Origin of the sequence: Sphingosinicella soli, from assembly GCF_014199685.1 — a bacterium.
Lineage (GTDB): Bacteria > Pseudomonadota > Alphaproteobacteria > Sphingomonadales > Sphingomonadaceae > Sphingosinicella > Sphingosinicella soli.
Map to the genome: position 1 here is coordinate 13,231 of NZ_JACHNZ010000023.1, position 16,940 is coordinate 30,170.

General features: G+C 59.4%; 15 protein-coding genes. 6 read left to right on the forward strand and 9 right to left on the reverse strand.

All coding sequences use genetic code 11. The features are described from left to right. Positions 1-40: 40 nt before the first annotated feature. Positions 41-1,507 carry an aldehyde dehydrogenase family protein gene (locus tag GGQ98_RS10805; RefSeq protein ID WP_207791355.1) on the reverse strand — a complete coding sequence of 489 codons (1,467 nt, stop codon included), beginning with the start codon at positions 1,505-1,507 and terminating at the stop codon, positions 41-43. Between the two features lie 165 nt (positions 1,508-1,672). Here GGQ98_RS10805 and GGQ98_RS10810 point away from each other — a divergent pair, with 165 nt between their 5' ends. Beyond that, positions 1,673-2,536: an SDR family NAD(P)-dependent oxidoreductase gene (locus tag GGQ98_RS10810; RefSeq protein WP_184069334.1), complete on the forward strand. Its 864-nt coding sequence runs from the start codon at positions 1,673-1,675 to the stop codon at positions 2,534-2,536. A 31-nt stretch (positions 2,537-2,567) separates the two neighbouring features. Here the strand turns inward: GGQ98_RS10810 and ribB are convergent, their stop codons facing one another. Further along, positions 2,568-3,686: a 3,4-dihydroxy-2-butanone-4-phosphate synthase gene (ribB, locus tag GGQ98_RS10815; RefSeq protein ID WP_341534196.1), complete on the reverse strand. Its 1,119-nt coding sequence runs from the start codon at positions 3,684-3,686 to the stop codon at positions 2,568-2,570. A gap of 422 nt (positions 3,687-4,108) precedes the next feature. Here ribB and GGQ98_RS10820 point away from each other — a divergent pair, with 422 nt between their 5' ends. Beyond that, the gene (locus GGQ98_RS10820; RefSeq protein WP_184069336.1) at positions 4,109-4,726 is read left to right on the forward strand and encodes a TetR/AcrR family transcriptional regulator; all 618 of its coding nucleotides are present in this window, start codon (positions 4,109-4,111) and stop codon (positions 4,724-4,726) included. Positions 4,727-4,777: 51 nt separating this feature from the next. Here the strand turns inward: GGQ98_RS10820 and GGQ98_RS10825 are convergent, their stop codons facing one another. Genes GGQ98_RS10825 through GGQ98_RS10835 form a run of 3 tightly spaced genes read right to left on the reverse strand, consistent with a single transcriptional unit; the run spans position 4,778 to position 7,044 of the window. Continuing rightward, positions 4,778-6,217, reverse strand: a complete 1,440-nt coding sequence (locus GGQ98_RS10825) for an aldehyde dehydrogenase family protein (RefSeq protein WP_184069338.1) — start codon at positions 6,215-6,217, stop codon at positions 4,778-4,780. 26 nt (positions 6,218-6,243) lie between these two features. Continuing rightward, a complete protein-coding gene (locus tag GGQ98_RS10830) occupies positions 6,244-6,744 on the reverse strand; it encodes a flavin reductase (protein WP_184069340.1) in 501 nt (166 codons plus the stop codon). A 6-nt stretch (positions 6,745-6,750) separates the two neighbouring features. After that, positions 6,751-7,044 (reverse strand): hypothetical protein, encoded by a 294-nt coding sequence (locus tag GGQ98_RS10835; protein WP_184069342.1) that lies wholly within the window; start codon positions 7,042-7,044, stop codon positions 6,751-6,753. A 348-nt stretch (positions 7,045-7,392) separates the two neighbouring features. On the opposite strand from GGQ98_RS10835, the gene GGQ98_RS10840 reads away from it, so the two are divergent. The 4 genes from GGQ98_RS10840 (at position 7,393) to GGQ98_RS10855 (ending at position 13,323) form a co-directional block, all read left to right on the forward strand. Beyond that, entirely contained in the window at positions 7,393-7,848 is a 456-nt protein-coding gene (locus tag GGQ98_RS10840; RefSeq protein WP_184069345.1) for a RidA family protein, read from the forward strand. 138 nt (positions 7,849-7,986) lie between these two features. Then, positions 7,987-10,224: a TonB-dependent receptor gene (locus tag GGQ98_RS10845; RefSeq protein ID WP_184069347.1), complete on the forward strand. Its 2,238-nt coding sequence runs from the start codon at positions 7,987-7,989 to the stop codon at positions 10,222-10,224. 92 nt (positions 10,225-10,316) lie between these two features. After that, entirely contained in the window at positions 10,317-11,828 is a 1,512-nt protein-coding gene (locus GGQ98_RS10850; RefSeq protein WP_184069349.1) for a flavin monoamine oxidase family protein, read from the forward strand. 106 nt (positions 11,829-11,934) lie between these two features. Continuing rightward, positions 11,935-13,323, forward strand: coding sequence for an MFS transporter (locus GGQ98_RS10855; protein ID WP_184069351.1), 1,389 nt, complete (start codon positions 11,935-11,937; stop codon positions 13,321-13,323). A gap of 10 nt (positions 13,324-13,333) precedes the next feature. Here the strand turns inward: GGQ98_RS10855 and GGQ98_RS10860 are convergent, their stop codons facing one another. The 4 genes from GGQ98_RS10860 to GGQ98_RS10875 all read right to left on the reverse strand — a co-directional run bounded on the left by GGQ98_RS10860 (position 13,334) and on the right by GGQ98_RS10875 (position 16,935). Continuing rightward, positions 13,334-13,663 (reverse strand): DMT family transporter, encoded by a 330-nt coding sequence (locus tag GGQ98_RS10860; protein ID WP_184069353.1) that lies wholly within the window; start codon positions 13,661-13,663, stop codon positions 13,334-13,336. 14 nt (positions 13,664-13,677) lie between these two features. Further along, complete coding sequence (locus GGQ98_RS10865) at positions 13,678-15,078, reverse strand: APC family permease (RefSeq protein ID WP_184069355.1); 1,401 nt, start codon at positions 15,076-15,078, stop codon at positions 13,678-13,680. Positions 15,079-15,156: 78 nt separating this feature from the next. After that, positions 15,157-15,951: a crotonase/enoyl-CoA hydratase family protein gene (locus GGQ98_RS10870; RefSeq protein ID WP_184069357.1), complete on the reverse strand. Its 795-nt coding sequence runs from the start codon at positions 15,949-15,951 to the stop codon at positions 15,157-15,159. A gap of 12 nt (positions 15,952-15,963) precedes the next feature. Further along, on the reverse strand, positions 15,964-16,935 hold the full coding sequence (locus GGQ98_RS10875; RefSeq protein WP_341534195.1) for an acyl-CoA dehydrogenase family protein: 972 nt from the start codon (positions 16,933-16,935) through the stop codon (positions 15,964-15,966). Positions 16,936-16,940 lie beyond the last annotated feature (5 nt).

Genomic DNA, 16,940 nt, shown 5'->3' on the forward strand with positions numbered 1-16,940 from the left:
GGCACGTCGAGGTCATGCTCAGCTTAGACGACCGGCATAATCACCAACGACTGACAACGACCTTATGGTCGGTATAGAACAACATGTAGCCGTCCCCGAGAACATGGATATCGCCGTAAAATGATGCGCCTATGCCGCCCATCTGGAAATTCATCGGCGGCGCCGGAAATGTATTCACGCCAATGTTGCCTGCCCTGCACGCCATCTCAAAGGCACGTGCACTGGAACCATTGGACGTATAAATCGCGGCGGCATTGCCGAACTCCGTGTCGTTCGCCATCGCGATCGCATCGTCGAACGAAGCAACCTTATGTACGACAAGGAACGGCCCGAACACCTCTTGGCAGTCGACCGGATCCTTCGAGGAGAGACCCGTGACGATTGTTGGGCCTACGAAATAGCCCCCCGCTGCATCTTCACCTCCGACCACCGAATGCGCCCGCCCGTCCAGAACGAGCGTAGCCCCGCTCCGCACCGAATTTTCAATTGCAGCGATCACACGCGCCTTGCTACCCGCTGACACGACCGGCCCCATGGTCACTCCGGGATGACGCCCACCACCGAGCACGTATTCACGGGACTTCGCCGCGAGCTTGTCCAGAAAGCGATCGTAGACATCTCCCACCACGATACAGCGGCTCGCCGCAAGGCACCGCTGCCCGGACATGCCGAACGCCGCGTCAGCAATTCCTTCTGCCGCCTTGTCAAGATCCGCGTCAGCAAGAACAACAAAGGGATTCTTGCCACCGCCATTGGCCTGCACACGCTTTCCGTGGGCAGTCCCGTTCGCATAGATTGCCTTTGCGACCGGCGAGGACGTTATGCACGAAACCGCAGCGACCTTTGGATGTGAGACCAGTCGCTCGCCGAGTGCAACGCCACCGTGAACAATGTTGAGAACGCCGTCGGGAACACCCGCTTGTCGAAACAGATCAAACAGCATGTTGGTGATCATGGGCGTCTGTTCGGAGGGCTTCAGAACGAGCGTGTTGCCACACACGATCGACCATGCAGCGAACATGCTGGGATTCATCACCGGAAAGTTGAACGGCGTGATCGCAACGCAGACTCCGAGAGGTATCCGAACGCGGCGTGCATCCAGATTGGGGGCGATGTTACCGCACTGGCTGTGATAGATTCCGGGAGCCCCGGCCGCACCCGCAATGGCTTCGGCCGCCCGACCGACCTCAGCGCGGGCTTCAGTCAGCGTCTTGCCGTTGTCGAGGCTTAGCAGATGGGCCAGCTCATCGACGTTTCTGTCCACGAGGACTTTCATCTGAAGAACGATATCTGCGCGGCGCGTGATGGAAAGCGCGGACCATGCCGGAAAAGCTGCTGCGGCGGCCTCAATTGCTGCATCGGCCTGATCGAGCGACGATTCCACCATATCAGTGACGGGGCGGCCGGTCGCCGGATCAAATATCGTTATCGTGTTCGGACCTTCGCCCGCCTGCCAACGGCCACCGATCAGGTGCTGCGTGGTAATCTTATTCATCGTTCCGTGCATGGTTTTTCCTAGGAGCTGCTATCCGGACAATATGAGAATTTCCATTTAGTATGGAAATCTACTGAATAGTACCCTTTACTAAATCTGCCGAAAGAGCGAGTCAAGGGCGAAGTGTCGATCCAACCATGAACGAAACGCGCGCAGCAGCTATGAAAGGAGGACGCAATGAACCGACTGGCGGGTGCATCAGCCGTGATTACGGGCGGAGCGAGCGGGATAGGCCGCGCGACCGCCGAGCTGTTTCTCGAGCACGGCGCCAACGTTGTCGTCGGCGATCTCAACGAAGAACAGGGAACTGTTTTCCTCAACGAAATGGCGGCCAGAGGATATAGCGATCGCACGACCTTCCTGCGATGCGATGTTTCTGATGAAGCGGACATCAAGGCGCTCGTCGAAACCTGCGTCAAATCCTTCGGACATCTCAATATTATGTTCAACAACGCAGGCATCGAAGGTGCTTTCGGTGCAATCACCGAGATCGATGCCGATCACTGGGACCGCACCTTCGCGATCAACACACGGGGCGTCTTTCTCGGAATCAAACATGCGGCGAGAATTATGATCGGCCAGAACGAAGGCGGCTCGATCATCAACACTGCATCGCTTGCCGGCCTCACCTCAGGCTCAGGCGCATTGGTCTATTCTGCGTCCAAGGCCGCCGTGATCCGCCTTGGGCAATCAGCCGCACTGGAGCTGGGAAACCATGGTATTCGTGTTAACACGATATGCCCCGGCGTTGTTTTCACACCCTTGATGCATCGCGGAAAACCTGACCGGGCAGATGCGGTTATGCGTTCGTCACAGCCGCTGCCGTTCAGAGGCGAACCTGAGCATATTGCGCACGCCGCGCTGTATCTGGCGAGCACCGAGAGCGCATTTGTCTCGGGAATATGTCTTACGGTGGACGGGGGCTTACTCACCGCCGGGCCGCTGGCCGATACGCCTATGGTGAATCCACCTCAGGATCGCGCCGGCATGATGTACGGCACGACAGGACAGAAAGCCGACGTACGTGCCACCGAGCCCTGACGGCAAGGTAGAACCCATTGGCGCGCCAGGATCATTTGAGGCAGCGCTTTGCCTTAATCGAGAGGCCGTAGCCTTCCAGCGCCACAGGCGTTCCGTCCGAATTCGTAAGCAGTTCAATCTCATGAATGCCGAGTTCGGTCAAAACCTGCGCCCCGAATCCATAGTCACGCAGGTGCCCCATTCCCGAACGGCCACCCTTATCGGCGTACGAATGCATGAGTCCCCTTACGGCATCTGGCGAGGACTGACCGAGGAGTACGATCACGCCCGAGCCGTTCGCGACAATCGCCTCTATTGACCGTTGCAGCAGGTCGCTGCTGCGCCGCTGTTCAGATCCGAATGCATCGGCGATCACGTCAAGCGCGTGCATGCGCACAAGCGCCGGCCGCAACGCATCGAGATTCCCCAGAATCATGGCAACAGCAGTTGAGCCACTCACCCGATTTGCAAAGCTCCTTGCCTCCCAGTTACCGCCCCACTTACTCGTCAAGGACGCATCGCCGCACGCTTCCACCATATGATCGTGCCGGCATCGGTAAGCAATCAGGTCTCGGATGGTCCCTATCTTCAGCCCGTGCCTCTGAGCAAATCTTACAAGCTCGGGCAGCCGGGCCATCGTGCCATCCTCGCTCATGATCTCACAAATCACACCAGAGGGATTGAGGCCCGCGAGCCGTGCGATATCAACCGCCGCCTCGGTGTGTCCAGCGCGTACCAAAACGCCACCCGGCCGGGCACGCAGCGGAAATACATGACCGGGACTCACGAGCGCTTCCGCCGGATCGTCGCAATAAATCGCGACGGAAATTGTTTTTGCGCGGTCAATGGCGGAAATGCCTGTGTCCACACCCTCGCGCGCTTCGATCGAGACCGTGAACGCGGTCTCGAAAGCCGTTCCGTTCTCACGCGCCATCAACGGAAGGCCCAGTTGATCACAGCGCTCTGCTTCGAGGGCGAGGCATATAAGGCCCCGCCCATACTTCGCCATGAAGTTGATCGCCTGCGGCGTCACCATTTGCGCCGGAAGGACAAGATCGCCCTCGTTTTCGCGATTTTCATCATCAACGAGGATGAACATCCTGCCGTTCATCGCCTCGTCGAGAAGTTCTTCAATGCTCGACAAAACGAGGGAGGGCGTGCAATTGACCACGGACTCGCCAGCCGCCTGCTCTGCTGCGGTGCACGGTACCAAAGCAGGGACAACGGCACCACCATCGAGATTGTCCAACTCACCCTCCCACATTTCCATTGCTTCCCTCCGCGTGCCCATAGTGGGCACCCACCGAGACACAGATCGAAGCCCGAGAATACCCTACACTCAATATATGATTCTCAGTACCATGAAAATACCACATAGTATATATTGGTACCTATATTATTTTTCGGAAACCCTTGACGACCTTGCACGAGCACGCTGTCGCCAGGGGGGGAGGCCAACACTGAATTCCGCCGAAGGGCGCGATTTTCGGACTCTATAGTATAAGATTCTACCTTCGGTATAGACAGCCTCTTGTGAGAGAGGCTATTGACGGGGTTCTCAGGTTGTTGATGGGATCAGGGGTACGCTTGGCCATGAAAGACGAAGTCAGGGAATTCAAACGGGAACGGATTCTAGATGAAGCCGTGCCTCTCTTCGCGGAACACGGATTTCAGGGCGTCAGCATCGATAAAATCGCCAAAAAACTGAAGGTCACCAAGCCGTTCATATACACCTATTTCAAAAATAAGGACTCGCTTCTTGAGGAAATATTCCAGCGCGCTGCCGACAATATCCTCATTGGCGCGGAACAGGTCATTGCGATCAAATCCCCACCGGAAGAGAGACTGAAGGCCTTTGCCCGTTATTATGTACTGGAGAATATTCGCAGCACGGACATAACGACCATATTTCTCAACGAAGAAAGAAACCTGTCGGAAGCATCCCAGAAAAACCTGCGCGCGCGCCATCATGCTTTCGATAAAAAACTGGCGAATCTTATTGCGGAAGGTGCGAAGGCCGGGATCTTCGAAGTCGATGATCCCATGCTCGCATCCCTTGCGATCAGCGGCATGGTGCGCTGGGTTCACCGCTGGTACCGTCCCGACGGCAGACTGTCACCGGAGCAACTCGCAGACAAAATGGCCGTCTATGCTCTGAACGTCGTTTGCTATTCGACAACCCGCAAGAAGCCGTCGACTCGAAAAGCTTAGTCGGGAAGGGATTTCGCAAGGGCTGCGGCCGGCCCCAGGGCGCACGGCGCATCAGTCCGCAGCTTGTGGAACAGGAACGGCCCCGATCACCGCTTTGTACTCAAGGAAATCAATGAACGCATACTCGCCCCATTCCCGGCCGTTTCCGGATTGCTTGTAGCCGCCGAAGGGTGCGTTGAAGTCGTAATCCGCGCCGTTCAACATGATCTGTCCGGCGCGTAGCCGGGCCGCAACGGCTTCGGCTTCCTCATGCTTCCCCTGCACATAACCGGCAAGCCCGTAAGGCGTATCGTTCGCGATCTCGATCGCCTGTTCGACACTATCGTAACCGAGAATCGTAAGCACCGGGCCGAAGATCTCGTCGCGTGCAATCGCCATGTCATTTGTGACGTCCGCAAACACCGTCGGCTTCACGTAATATCCTGTCTCCAGGCCCTCGGGCCTGCCAGCACCACCCGCCACAAGCGTCGCGCCCTCAGCGATGCCGATCTCGATCAGCTTCTGTATCTTGGTCCACTGCGTCTCGGACACGACCGGCCCCATCTTGGCGTTACTGTCGGGCGGACCGGGCACCTGATCTTCGGCCGCGCGTTTTGCGATACGTTTGGCTTCATCCATTTTCGCTGCGGGCACCAGCATGCGGCTTGGTGCGTTACAGTTCTGCCCGGTGTTCATCATCATCATCGCGACTCCGCCGGAAACAGCGGTTTCAAGATCGGCCGAAGGCAGGATGATGTTGGCTGATTTCCCGCCAAGTTCCTGAAGTACGCGTTTCACCGTGGGCGCCGCCGACCGCGCGATCTCGACGCCGGCACGCGTCGATCCGGTAAAGGAGACCACATCGACATCCGGGTGCACGCTCATCGCCGCGCCCACGCCCGGCCCATCCCCGTGCACGAGGTTGAAGACGCCGGGCGGAACACCAGCCTCGTCCATGATTTCGGCGAATATCGTTGCCGAAAAAGGCGAGATTTCCGATGGCTTCAGAACCATCGTGCAGCCTACGGCAAGCGCGGGTGCGACCTTCACGCAAATCTGATTGACCGGCCAGTTCCAAGGTGTGATCAACGCACAGACGCCGATCGGCTCCTTGATGATGCGCGTTGTCCCCTGCAGATGAGAAAAGGAATAGCGGGCGAGTATCTCGCGCGCGTTCTGGAAGGCGACGAGACCGAGAACCGACTGCATTTGTTGGGACAACCAGACCGGCGCGCCCATCTCGTCCGTCATGGCCCGGGAAAGGTCGGGCATGCGTTTCTGATAGGAGTCGATGATCCTGTCGAACAGCGCGAGGCGATCCTTGACCGATACGCGGGAATAAGCACCAAACGCTTGCCGCGCGGCTTTCACCGCCCTGTCCGCGTCTTCCGCCGTACCAAGTGCGACCACGCCCGCGGCAGCTTCGGTCGCGGGATTGATGACCTCGATCACGCGGCCGCCCGCGGGATCGACCCACTGGCCGTCGATATAAAATTTCAAATCCTTGCGCATGACATCATCCTTGCGAGTTCGATCCTTCAGGCACTCTCGAAATTCAGAGGCGCGAACTGTCCATATCCGCCCTGAAAGAAGACGAGCGGGTCCCGGCGGCTTCCAGTTTCGAGGTCCCTTACGAGCCCGAGCACCATATGGTGATCCCCGGCATCCCCGACGGCATGGAGATCGCAATCGATCCACGCTACGACATCATCGAGGACAGGCGTGCCCCGGTCCGACAGCCGAAAGCCGACGGCCGAGAACTTATCGTCCGATTTCGAGGCAAGTGCCTTGCAGACGCCCTGTTGATCGGAGGCCAGCACGTTCACGCAGAAGCGCCCCGACGACCGGATTTTCGGCCAGCTCGTCGAGCCCCGGTCCGGAAAGAAACCGACCAAAGGCGGATTGAGAGAAACCGACGAGAATGAACCTACAACCATTGCGGCAGGCTTGCCGTCGTAAACCGACGTGATCGCGCACACTCCCGTGGGATAGTGCCCGAGAACGCGCCTGAAAGCTGCATTGTCGATGGAAGGCAGCACGACGTTTCAGCCCCTGACGTCGTCGATGTGGGCGCGGATGGCACCAGCCTGATCAACCCAGCCCGCACTTGCTGCATAGTCGATCATCTTTTGAAGGCCCGTCACCCAGTCCGCGTCTGGCCGCCCTTGGCTGCGCAGCCAAACCGGGTCGACCCAGAGGTGATCGCCGTCGAGCCGTCCCACTTCGGCGAAGGCGTCCGAGCAGTCGTTCCGGTCGGAGGCGCATTCCACCTTGAAGGCGCGAAAGTTCTCGGCATCCTCAAGCGATGGAGGAGTCGAAGCGTCAACATGGATTATCAAGACCAAACTCCCTTCAAGCCCGCCGCCGCATTTGGCGTGGTAATACCATTCGTACAATTTTCCGACGCTGTTAGCACAGATTGATACCTCGATATATCTTCACTTGCATCGTACGTACTATTATGTACCATATGGTATTCGCGTCAACCGAATAGTATATACGCGTTGAGCGGGATGGAGTGCGAGAGGCGCTGCCTTTCGCTTGGGGATGAGGCAATGGGGACGAGGGTGGAAACAATTGCCATGCGAGGTTCTGCTCCGGCTTCCAGTCCGAGCGGACCTATAACCTCTTCGTGCAAGAGTTGTCGCGCGACGCGGGGGCTCTCCTTCCTGGTTGCGCTGTGCGGCATGCTCGGCCTGGGTGCCTTTTCGGCGCACGCGCAGCCACTCCGCCACCATGGGCCGGATGAGTCGCCGATTCTTGCAGCTGTCACCATTCCTCCGGGATCCAAGCTTATCCTTCTAAGTGGACAGGTGCCGCCGCCGCTTGATCCAAAAGCACCATACGAGGCCATGACATTTGGGATCGATACGCGCGTTCAGAGCATCGCAGTGTTCCGCGAAATCGAGTCTATCCTGTCTGCAAGCGGGCTGGGGTTTGGCAACATCGTCAAGCTGACCGTCTTCCTCGCGGGCGATCCCCGTAGGGGTGGAACCATGGATTTCGAGGGTTTTTCAAAAGCCTATGCGGAATTCTTCGGAACGGAGAATCAGCCGCATAAAGTCGCGCGTTCCGTGGTGCAGGTCGCCGCCCTCGCGCATCCCGAATATCTGGTCGAAATCGAGGCGATCGCTGTTGAATAGGGCCTTTACCGCGTATCCGGAAACTTTGTCGCGGCAGCACGAGCAATCTGCCCGAGCGAGTAACAGCAACAACAACCCGGCACACATTCAGCTGGAAAATCTCTGCGAGTAACAACTGATCAAGGGAGGGGAACTGCAATGTCATTCAATACCAGAAGAACGGCTTTCGTATCTTTCGGCAGCGCACTGGCCTGCCTGTTGTCGGGGACCTCGCTCGCGTATCAGGCCCCGTCGCAATCCACCGAGTCGGTCGAAACAACAAGCGGGGGGTTCGATGAAATCGTTGTCACGGCTTCACGGCGCGAGCAGAACCTTCAGGACGTCGGCATCTCAGTAACAGCGTTTGGCGGCAAGGCGCTGGAAGAGCTCGGCGTGCGCCAGACGATCGATATTGTCGGGCAGGTACCGGGTCTTCGGATGAACCAGTATTCGAGCGCCAGCCCGGTGTTCAATATCCGCGGCGTGTCACAGAACTCGTTCGATGACCACCTCGAAACACCCGTCGCGGTTTATATCGACGACGCCTATGTCGCATTCGCGGGCGCGCAGAGCGTTCCAACGTTCGATATCGAGCGTGTCGAGGTTCTTCGCGGACCGCAAGGAACGCTTTTCGGCCGCAATGCCACGGGCGGCCTCATCCACTTCATCAGCAAGCGTCCCACAGAGACACTCGACGGCTATCTCAGCGTGATGGGCGGAACGAATGGTCATGCAAATCTCGAAGGCGCCATCAGCGGGCCGTTAGCCGAAAACGTGCAGGCACGCCTCGCCGGAGCCTATACGTATCGGCGGCCCTATTTAAAAAATGACCTCGGCAATGGCGGCCAGGGGCTCAACAACTACGCCTTCCGTGGTCAGCTTGCCTTTCAGCCATCCGAGACCCTGAATGTTCTTTTTATCGGACGCTACTCCAAGAACGATAACGAGAAACAGACAACGCCCGCCGGCGTCCCCGCCTATCCGGATGCTGACGGTCTCGGGCTCTTTGTCGGTCCCGACGAAAACCCGTGGGGAACCTGCAACGGCTGCGATGCGGTTGGCTGGCGGGATACCGACGGCAATCCCTACGCCGTGTCCGCAGACACCGCCGGCACGTTCAATCGGAAGCTCTACGGCGGGCAAGCCCGGATAGAATGGGACCTGGGCGGCGTCAGCCTGATTTCGATCACCGATGTGCTCTGGAACCGCCGGACGACGTTCAGCGATGATGATGGCTCACCCAATCCGTTGTTTGAAAGCCAATATTACCAACGTTCGCGGCAGTTTTCCGAGGAGCTGAGACTGTCAGGCCAAGGTGCCGATTTCCGTTGGACGACTGGCTTTTATTACTTGAACACGCGGTCCAACAACGGCTTGCATCTCGCCTCGTTCACCGATTTCGTGAGCGGTTACGACGCAAGGATGCGGACCAAATCCTGGTCGCTGTTCGGTCAGGCCGAATACGACATCACGCCGTCCCTTACCCTGATAGCGGGCTTGCGTTACGTCGAGGACAAGAAAACGGCTGACGTGCATTCGCTCGAAACATTCGCAGGCGTCACCACCGCTGAGCTCTTCTTCAATCCGACCACCTATCCCGAGCTTGCGAAGCGCAAGTGGACTGATTACGCGGCGCGGGTGCAAGTGAACTACAAGGTGAACGACGACGTTCTGCTGTATGCGGGCTTCAATCGCGGCATCAAGGGCCCGAACTTCATCGCGCCCGCGTTCACACCGTTCATTGCCGAGGACGCGCCGCACGGGGGCGAAACCCTGCTGTCCTACGAGGCCGGATTGAAAAGCTCCTTCCTCGACCGCCGCGTCCGCCTGAACCTTTCCGGGTTCATCTATGACTACAAGGACTATCAGGCCTATTCTTACAAGGATCTCGTTTCGGCGATCCGTAACAAGCCCGCATCGGCTATGGGGCTGGAAGCCGAGCTAACGGTGATCCCTGTCGAAGGTCTCACCATATCGAGCGGACTGTCGGCAATGAAGAGCAAGGTCAAGGACGTTGAGCTGCCGAGCGGACGAGTCGTCAGTACCGACTTGCCGCAGTCGCCGGGTATTTCGGGCAACGCTGTGGTGAATTATGAAACGCCGGTGTCCGATGCGCTCAAGGTTTCCGCGAATTTCGCGATGACATGGAGCGATAACTTCACTTTCGGCCTGTTCCCGGCCGAAGTGAACAAGGAGCCTGGCTACGCCTCAGGAAACCTGAGGCTCAGCATCTCCGACATCGGCGATCGGTGGTCGATCTCGGCGTTTGGAAACAACATCTGGAAGGAGTTCTACCGCACCTACACGCTCGACAGCTCGGCATTCGGCAGCGTGGCCAACCACTATGTCGAACCGCGCTGGTTCGGACTGGAACTTCGCTACAAGTTTGGTGTCTGAGTAGTCTGCAGGAAGCCCTGCTGCCGCCCTTCGCAAGCGGTGGCAGGGCTTTTGTCTGTCGACGACGCCCCCTCGTCTCAAACGAGAGTTGCATGCACCGCCGCAAATTTCTTACCACGTTCGGCGCGGCTGCCGCGTCAGCGCTGTTTTCGAAGCCCGTCGCTGCGCGAGGGCCGTCCGCGGTCCGTAGCGTCGTGATCGTCGGCGCTGGCTGGGCAGGCCTTTCGGCCGCCTATGAGCTGCAGAAAGCCGGCATTGACGTCACCATCCTTGAAGCACGCGACAGGGTCGGCGGCATCATTTGGGCCCTGCGCGGGGGCGACAAGGTCAGCCACATCGGCGAGGAGGAGCAGCAGGTCGGGTTTTCCTGCAGCAACTACCTGAATGCCGGCGCGGGGCGCATCCCCAGCCATCACGATCATATTCTCGGCTACGCGCGCGAACTGGGCGTTTCGCTCGAAGTTCTCGTCAACGAAAGCCGAGGCAACCTGCTGCTCCGGACGCGCGCAGGCGGGAGAACGGACCAGATAAGGTTGAGGCAGGCGGCGAACGATCTGCGAGGACACCTCTCCGCCTTGCTGGAATCAGCACTGCGCACAGGCGGGCTCGACCGGACGCTGCCGCCGGCAGTTCGGAGTCGACTGTCAGAATTTCTCAGGCTCTACGGCGACCTTTCGGCAGACAGTCGATTTCTGGGGACAACGCGCTCGGGCTACGCGCGCATGCCGGGCGCGACCGTGGCGGAACAGCCTGCGCCCGTTGAGCCGCTGACGCTCGATTCGCTGCTGGCAGACGTGCAACTGACGACGCTACTTTATGAGGAGGATATCCTCATGCAGCCCACAATGCTCCAGCCAGTCGGCGGTATGGACAGACTGCCGCTCGCCCTCGCCGGACGACTGCGTAATCCAGTGCGGCTGCACGCCGACGTGCAAGAAATCCGGCGGCAAGGCGACGGTGTCCGTATCGTCTATCGCAACATGGCAACGGAGCGCTTCGAAACCGTCGAGGCCGACCACGCGGTCATAACGGCCCCTCTTCCCGTCCTCAGAAAAGCGCGGCACGACTTCAGCCGGGCCGTCGCAAGGGCGATCGCCGAAGCAAACTATTCGGATGCCGTGAAGGTTGCGTTCGAAAGCATCCCCTTCTGGGAACGGCAGCAGATCTATGGCGGCAACAGCTATGTCGACGGCGACACGGGGGTCATCTGGTATCCAAGCGGCAGTTTTCAATCGCCTCGTCAGGTTCTGGTCGCTGCTTACGGCTGGGATGACCTCGGATCCCGTCTCGCGGCGCTCCCCCTCGGAGAGAGGATAGAGACAGCACGGCGCGTTATCGAACGTATGCATCCCGGACATGGAAAAGATCTCGAAAAGCCGGTCGTCGTCAACTGGCGGCGCGTCCCCTACAGCGAGGGCGCGTGGATCGAGTGGGGCGCTACCGGAAATGATCCTAAATCCGCGATAGCGCTTAACGAAGGCGACGGCCCGTTCTCCTTCGCAGGTTCCTATCTTTCCGCCTACTCCGGTCACTGGCAGGAAGGTGCGGTGCTTTCGGCACGGCGCGTCGTCGAGCGGCTGACTGTAAAGAGCGGGAAGACCTGACATGCTCAGCCCTCTGCATTCTTGCATTACCCCGTTTCTCTTCGTACCGTTAAGTAAGAGAGAAAACCGGTAGGTATCTGTCCGTGGGTTTGGAGGCGGCGGCGACATGAAGGCAACAATTCAGGACGTCCTTGACAACGCCCCACTCGGGACCACGCAATTGCGCGTCGTCGCTCTCGTCACACTGGCGCTCATACTGGAAGGTTTCGACATCCAGCTGGCGGCCTTCGCTGCACCGGCGATACGGGAGGAATGGGGCCTCGCGGTATCTGCGATGGGGCCAATGCTCGCTGCCGTCATGGTCGGAATGGCGATCGGCGGCGCGGTCGGCGGCTCGCTTGGAGACCGCATCGGGCGGCGTCCGACCCTGATCCTCGCCGTCGTGATTTTCAGTGTCACGACGTGCCTTGCCTCACTCGCAAGCAACCTCTGGCAGCTGACTGCGCTGCGCTTCATTGCGGGCATCGGTTTCGGGGCGGCCTATCCTAACGCCGCGGTGCTCGTGGGCGAGTGGACGCCCCTGCGTGTTCGCGCGAAGGCCATTGCGCTGCTCACGCTCGGCCTTCCCATCGGTGGACTGATCGGGTCAGCCATCTCGGCGTACCTGATCCCCGCGCTGGGCTGGCGGATGACTTTCCTTGCTGCGGGCATTCTGCCGCTGGTGATTGCCGTCGTGATGTATTTCAGCCTGCCGGAATCGCTCGCGTTCATGGCCAGGGACGATCGACGTCATACGCTGGTCCGGCAGATAGTGGCGCGCATCAGTAAGGGAAGTGTATCCGAGGCCGACATCGTCATGGGAAATGAAGAGTCGGCGCAGACCACAGACCATAGCGAACGGGATTCCATACTCGCCGCCCGAAACCGGCGTGTCACAGCAGGTTTCTGGCTTGCTTTCTTTTGCAACTTCACGGTCGCGTATCTCGTGATGAACTGGCTGCCCATGCTGCTCACCATGCTCGGCACGGAGCAGGCGGAGGCGATCCGCGGTTCCTTCTACATGAACCTCGCGGGAATCGTCGGCCTCGTCCTTGCCGCGCTCATCTATCCGCGCCTCGGGTCGCGCAGAACATTTGGCCTTATGCTGCTCGTACCGTCTGCCGCTGTGCTGATCGCCGGGCTGTCAACCTTGGGCGAAGGGGCAGCCGGGCCTATTCCGGCGCCGCTGATGGTCCTCGCTGGAGCCTGTCTTGCCTACTGGGGTGTATCGGGCGCCACCGCCAGCCTTTGGTCACTTTCTGTCCATGCCTATTCTGTCCGCGCCCGCGCGACCGGACTTGGCTGGGCGAACAGCGTCGGCCGACTTGGCGGTCTTGCAAGCACGCTCATCGGAGGCTGGCTCATTTTTCTCGAACCATCGCCCTTCGTCTTTCTAGCGTTCGTCGCGGCCATCTTGTTCGTCGAAATGATCGGCACTCTGATCATCGATCGCCATGCGCCACCGATCATCGTCAAAAGCGACAGAAAGCCCAAAACCGTCGCTGTCGGCGATTGATTTCCGGCGATCAGTTCCCCGCTTTTGAAATCACGCTGACCACGAGCACGCCAACGATAATCAGTGCCATGCCGACCATTGCCGCGATATCGAGCTTCTGATCGAAGGCCACGTAGCCGACCATCGATATCAGGACGATGCCGAGGGCTGACCAGATTGCATAGGCGACGCCCACGGGAATGAATTTCAGCGTTAGCGACAGAACAAAGAACGAGATGCCGTAGAAGACGACAGTGATCGCCGAAGGCACCAGCCTCGTGAAGCCATCCGACAATTTCAGGCAGGACGTGGCGATCACCTCGCAGACGATGGCCAGGGCCAGAAGTGGGTAGCCTTGCATGGAATTCTCCACATTCATGGGCGAGATTTTATCGCCGGCGTTCGGCGGCAGGCGAAGAACACAACCGAGGCCAGCAGTATGAGGAAACCGATGACAATCTCACGCGGCCCTCCGTAACCGGTGAGCGAGAACGCATAGACACCGACGAAGAAAATCACGAGATTAACGACCAGCAGGCTTGCTGCCGCGAGGCGCCACGATGGCGCCGTTCCGGTCGGCGTACGAATCAGGAACGCCGAGAGACTGAGGACAGTTGCCGTCATGTAACCGATCGTGCCCGTCGCAACCATGCCCACCGGCGACGTCTCGGTCGCCAGCAAAACCACCTCGAGCAGGAGGCCGAACAGTATGGCTCGTCCCGGCACACCGTGGCGATTGAGGCGGCCAAGCGGCTTTGGAACAAAGCCTTCCTTTGCATTCGACCAGAGCCCCCGCGCCGAATCGGCTATCGCGCCGTTGGTTGCGACGAGCATGTTCGCCACCAGTATGATCACGACCGCATCCGCTGCGTAGCCGAACGAGGTCAGCTCGACAAACAGGTGAACGAAAGCACCGGCCGGGTTGGACGCAAAGGCCGTGGAATCGATCATGCCGGCCATGCTGAGGGGAACGACCGAGAACACGACGATGCTGAACAGGCTGATCGCAATTGTCGCCGTTTTCATGTCGCGCGGGGAACGATATTCCCCTGCAAAGGTGATGACCATCTCCGAGGCGTAGGCCGACGCGCAGACCATGAGCATCCAGGCGAGGAGCGCCTGTACCTGCGTTTCCAGATCAAGCACGGCAAGCGGCTGCATTAGACGTGCGGAAAAGGACCAGTCAGGAACCACAAAGGGCGCTGCAAGACAAAGTCCGATCGGCACCAGCAAACTGATACCGCTCAGATACGCGAATCCAGACAAGGCTTCGACACCGCGCAGATTCGCAAGGGCGAAGATCACGACAATGCCAATCGCCAGAAAATTGGCCAAATGCAGTTGGAACCCGGCGAAGCCCAGCGCGATGTCAAAGCCGGGGAACCATCTTTCAATGATGAACGCTGCGGCGATCTGCGCCATCACGGCCGGAGTGACGACCCAAGCCAACCAATAACCCATCGATGCCGCCGGCGCGACAAGAGGAACGCGCCCCTTCCAGGCTTCCGCAGCGAACAGGGCAAGGCCGCCATTCTGGAAACCGAGCGCTTTGGCGAGCCTCAGCCAGAGGAGATTCTGCACCAGCGCAAAGATTCCGGCAACCGTCCAGAGCGCCACTGCGGGCACCGTTCCCACCTTGCCGAGCGTGTAGCCGAAAAGCGTAAAAACCGTACCCGGAATACCCATTGCAAGAAAGAACATCTGATACCAGCGCAGTCCGTTGCCGGGCTTCACCACGGAGACCGTACCGTCGGAGGAATGCGATCCCGTCAGCATATTTCCGCCCTCCGTCTTGCCCCGCGAGAATCAAAGACAGACATCAGCACGCGGCCAGGATCCTCGCGACCTGTCACCTCATTTCCTGACCGGCGTATCCCGGTTGATGAAAGCATGAACGGCTTGCTCATGCTCGTCTGTCATGTGCGCAAGTGCCTGGAAAGCTGCTGAGAGCTCCAGAAGCGTGAGGAGCGTTGTCGTTTGGCCCTCCCGCAGGAGGCGTTTCGTGAGCCGCGTCGCCGGCCGGGAATTGGCGGCAATCTTCAGTGCGACGTCGCTGGCTGCTGTCATCAACTGATCCGGGGCAACGACACGGGATACGAGGCCGCACCGCAGCGCCTCGGCAGCATCGATCGTCTCGCCGGTGAGCGCAAGCTCGCAGGCCTTGGAAAAGCCCACGATCCGGGGCAGCAGCCATGCACCGCCGTCCCCGGGGACGAGTCCCACTTTCACGAAACTTTCGGCGAAAACTGCGGTCTCGGACGCGATGCGGACGTCGCACATGCACGCAAGATCACAGCCTGCTCCGATCGCCGGACCATTGATGGCAGCGACGACCGGAACGTCAATGGACTGGAACATCAGCGGAAGACGCTGAATTCCCTCCCTGTAGTTCGAGCGGGTGTTGACAGGCAGTGCATCTCTTAGCCCGGCACCTGCCACCATCTTCTTGACATCGCCGCCCGAGGAAAATGCCTTGCCCGCACCTGTGAGTACGACCGCGTGGACCTCCGGGTCGGTATCGGCCGCCTTGAAAGCCTCACACAGCGCATCGACCATCGGCAAATCCGAGATCGGATTACGGCGTTCGGGCGCATTCAGTATGATGGTGAGGATACTGCCGGTTTTTTCCGTGAGGAGCAGGTCAGTCACAGTTGTTCCTTTTCATACTGCACCGATCGCGCGGATGTAATCCACGGTCGATGTCGATCCCTGCTCAAGTCGCGCGACGCCTAGCGCCTTGGCCCACCAGCTTTCCGACCCGTGCGCCAGGCGAAGCGCGTGCAGGCGCCGGGTCAGCAGCTGCAGATCATACTCCTCGCTGATGCCGATGGCACCGTGGATGGCGTGCGCGATATCCGCGACCGCCGCCGCAGCAGCGCTTGCTACCTGCTTTGCAACGGCGGCGGCTTCTAGCGTCGGGTCAAGGCCATCGGCGCAGCCGATTTGCGTTGCCATCCCAGCCATCACAACATGTTCGGCCATCACCGCCAGATTCTGCTGGACGGCTTGCTGCTTCCCGATCGGTTTTCCGAACTGGACACGCTCGCCCGCATAGGCGACCGACATATCGAGGACGCGTCGCGTCGCGCCGGCGATTTGCGCGGCGCAAGCCACGGCGCCGATGGCCCGCAATCCGGGACGAGGCTGGCCGAGTTCAGCAACGGGAACCGCATCCGTCCGAATCCGGAGTCGGGCGCCGCACCACCCGCGCGAATCCGGCACGGTAGCCTCGAAACCTGCCATTTCAAACAACGCGGCACGATCCCCCAAATCCGCGAGTACATGCGTGGCTTGGTCTGCGAACAACACCAGCGCCGACCGCGATAGCGTCAGGTCGGCAAGAGCGAGTGGCCCTGACGGCGAGGTGATCGAAGCCTTGCCTAGAAGCGCGCGACCGATCATCGTTTCGGCAACGGGCAGCGGCACGGCGTGCGCTCCGAGTTCAAGAAACAGTGGCGCAACATCGGCGAGGCCGAGACCCGCGCCGCCGTCCGCTTCGGGAATGAGGGCATCGAGAAACCCCGAGTCCTGAAAAGCCGTCCACATGACCGCCGTGGAGCCACCGTTTTCGACGGCACGGATTTCGTTTGGAGAACAGACATCTTCCAGGAGCTTCCTGAAATGATCGAGCACTAGAT

Excerpts from the sequence above, each read along its gene's own strand:
- GGQ98_RS10825 (WP_184069338.1), bottom strand. The coding sequence starts at position 6,217 with ATGCGCAAGGATTTGAAATTTTATATCGACGGCCAGTGGGTCGATCCC.
- GGQ98_RS10805 (WP_207791355.1), bottom strand. The coding sequence starts at position 1,507 with ATGCACGGAACGATGAATAAGATTACCACGCAGCACCTGATCGGTGGC.
- GGQ98_RS10865 (WP_184069355.1), bottom strand. The coding sequence starts at position 15,078 with ATGCTGACGGGATCGCATTCCTCCGACGGTACGGTCTCCGTGGTGAAG.
- GGQ98_RS10860 (WP_184069353.1), bottom strand. The coding sequence starts at position 13,663 with ATGCAAGGCTACCCACTTCTGGCCCTGGCCATCGTCTGCGAGGTGATC.
- GGQ98_RS10855 (WP_184069351.1), top strand. The coding sequence starts at position 11,935 with ATGAAGGCAACAATTCAGGACGTCCTTGACAACGCCCCACTCGGGACC.
- GGQ98_RS10840 (WP_184069345.1), top strand. The coding sequence starts at position 7,393 with ATGCTCGGCCTGGGTGCCTTTTCGGCGCACGCGCAGCCACTCCGCCAC.
- GGQ98_RS10810 (WP_184069334.1), top strand. The coding sequence starts at position 1,673 with ATGAACCGACTGGCGGGTGCATCAGCCGTGATTACGGGCGGAGCGAGC.
- GGQ98_RS10820 (WP_184069336.1), top strand. The coding sequence starts at position 4,109 with ATGAAAGACGAAGTCAGGGAATTCAAACGGGAACGGATTCTAGATGAA.
- GGQ98_RS10850 (WP_184069349.1), top strand. The coding sequence starts at position 10,317 with ATGCACCGCCGCAAATTTCTTACCACGTTCGGCGCGGCTGCCGCGTCA.
- GGQ98_RS10845 (WP_184069347.1), top strand. The coding sequence starts at position 7,987 with ATGTCATTCAATACCAGAAGAACGGCTTTCGTATCTTTCGGCAGCGCA.